We start from the raw sequence: 1789 nt of genomic DNA on the forward strand, positions 1-1789 counted from the left end.
GTGATGGAGCGCCGCCTGCTCAAGGCGATCATGAACCCGGCCCTGATCGCCACCTGGCTGTTCGGGGTGGCGCTCGCCTGGATGAGCGGCTTCTATGCGAGCCCCTGGCTCCAGGCGAAGTTCGCGCTGGTGCTGGCGATGACCGGTATCCATGGCTGGCTCGCCCGGATGGTCAAGGATTTCGCCGCCGACCGGAACACCCGCGGTCATCGGTTCTACCGGGTGCTCAACGAGGTGCCGACGCTTCTCATGATCGGCATCGTCATCCTGGCGATCGTCAAGCCGGGCTTCTGGAGGCTGCCGTCGCCGATGGTGCAGCCGTGCACGATCGCGCCGTGGCCGACCGTGACGTCGCTGCCGATGACGAGGGGAAACCCGGGATCGACGTGCATGATCACGCCCTCCTGGACATTGGTGCGATCGCCGATGCGGATCGGCTCGTTGTCGCCGCGCAGAGCCGCGCCGAACCAGATGCCGACATCGAGGCCGAGATGCACGCGGCCGACCACCTGCGCGTCGGGCGCGATCCAGACCCGGGCGGGGTCGGCGAGGTCGGGGACGTGATCGTCGAGGGCGTAGAGCGGCATGGCGGCCTTTCGTGGGGATCGGGCTTAACGGCCGCGCGATGCGGCCGGGATCGCGACGGATGACGCGCATCGCCTGTCGCGGGAATGGTACGGCGCGTCCAGGCTGCCAATGCTAGGCTGGTTCCGCAAGCAGCCTCGACCTGGACGGGAAACAGAGATGGCGCGATTCCCGGCTCTGATCGGTCTGACGGTGATCCTGCTGACGCAGGGGGCGGGGGCGGCGGACCTGCGGGAGCGGTCGCCCCTGGGCCGGTTCCGGGCGACCTGCGAGGATCTCGCGACCTTCTGCTTCGCCGATGCCTGCGGCGGCGACCAGATCGCCGCGGCCCAGGGCTGCCGGGCGCGCTGTCCGAGCGCGTCGATCATCGATGTCGTGCCGAGCGTCTGCCGGCCGCCCGACGTCCAACCGGCGATAGGTCTCCGGCGCCGGGGCTGAGTTTCCGTCGCGTCCGGTCTCCGGGAGAAAATTCCGCCCGCTGCGGCAACGAAACGCGGAGCGCGGCATTGACCGGTCTCGGACAGTTAAACAACGGGGACGCGCACAGATGCTCGTGAACGCGCGCGAGGCCCGCCGTCGCACTCTGCTGACAAGCAATCTTCACCCGCCCGAGGGCGGCCTGAACGCCGATCCAATTCTATATGGTGTCGCCGCGGGTTTGGCCTCGCTGTTTCCGCCCGTAACGGCGCAAGCGCAGGATCGTTCCGAGCCGCGCGGACATGCCGAGGGTGACCGGCACGGGGACAGGACGGCGTCCCGGTAAGACGCCGCCAGCGCCGCCCGTCAGGAAGCCAGTCGCGCGAGAAGGAGCAGCGTCGCCACAGCCGGCACGGCGGTGGCGAGCCATAGGGCGCCGGGATGAAACCCCTCGGGCCCCGTGAAACGGAGGCTCCGCGTCACCGCGGGACGCGAGGGGTCCCCGCGTCCGATCCCGATTCCGACTGGCATCCGTGGCCTCCTCGATACACGAGGAATGAGCCCCGACGCCCCTCAAGGCCGTCTGAATCGGCGGCCGCCATCATGCGGCGTGGTGAACCGCTCCTTAAAGGGCGCGGTCGAACTTCAGCTCGCCGTTCGGGCTCTTGAGCACGAGCTGCGAGCCGACCAAGTCCCACACCGCCGAGGTGCGCAGGGCGATGAAGAACGCCTGCTCGGCGGCGGCGAGGCCCTTGTCGCAGCTCTTCTTGGTGAGTGCGAGCGGGCC

At 69.0% G+C, this 1789-nt stretch carries 2 protein-coding genes and 2 pseudogenes; 2 read left to right on the plus strand and 2 right to left on the minus strand.

Annotated features, from left to right (window positions below; genetic code table 11):
* Positions 1-285, plus strand: a pseudogene (locus I53_RS04420) (CopD family protein); the annotation flags it as partial.
* Here the strand turns inward: I53_RS04420 and I53_RS30860 are convergent.
* Positions 273-587 (minus strand): annotated as a pseudogene (locus I53_RS30860) (gamma carbonic anhydrase family protein); the annotation flags it as partial. The pseudogenes I53_RS04420 and I53_RS30860 sit on opposite strands and share 13 nt — an antisense overlap.
* 157 nt (positions 588-744) lie before the next feature.
* On the opposite strand from I53_RS30860, the gene I53_RS04425 reads away from it, so the two are divergent.
* Positions 745-1023, plus strand: a complete 279-nt coding sequence (locus I53_RS04425; RefSeq protein WP_043347108.1) for a hypothetical protein — start codon at positions 745-747, stop codon at positions 1021-1023.
* Between the two features lie 604 nt (positions 1024-1627).
* Here I53_RS04425 and I53_RS04430 read toward each other — a convergent pair.
* The coding region (locus tag I53_RS04430) for an META domain-containing protein (protein WP_043347109.1) at positions 1628-1789 on the minus strand (162 nt) is incomplete at its 5' end.

The organism is Methylobacterium sp. B1 (genome assembly GCF_000333255.1).
Lineage (GTDB): Bacteria > Pseudomonadota > Alphaproteobacteria > Rhizobiales > Beijerinckiaceae > Methylobacterium > Methylobacterium fujisawaense.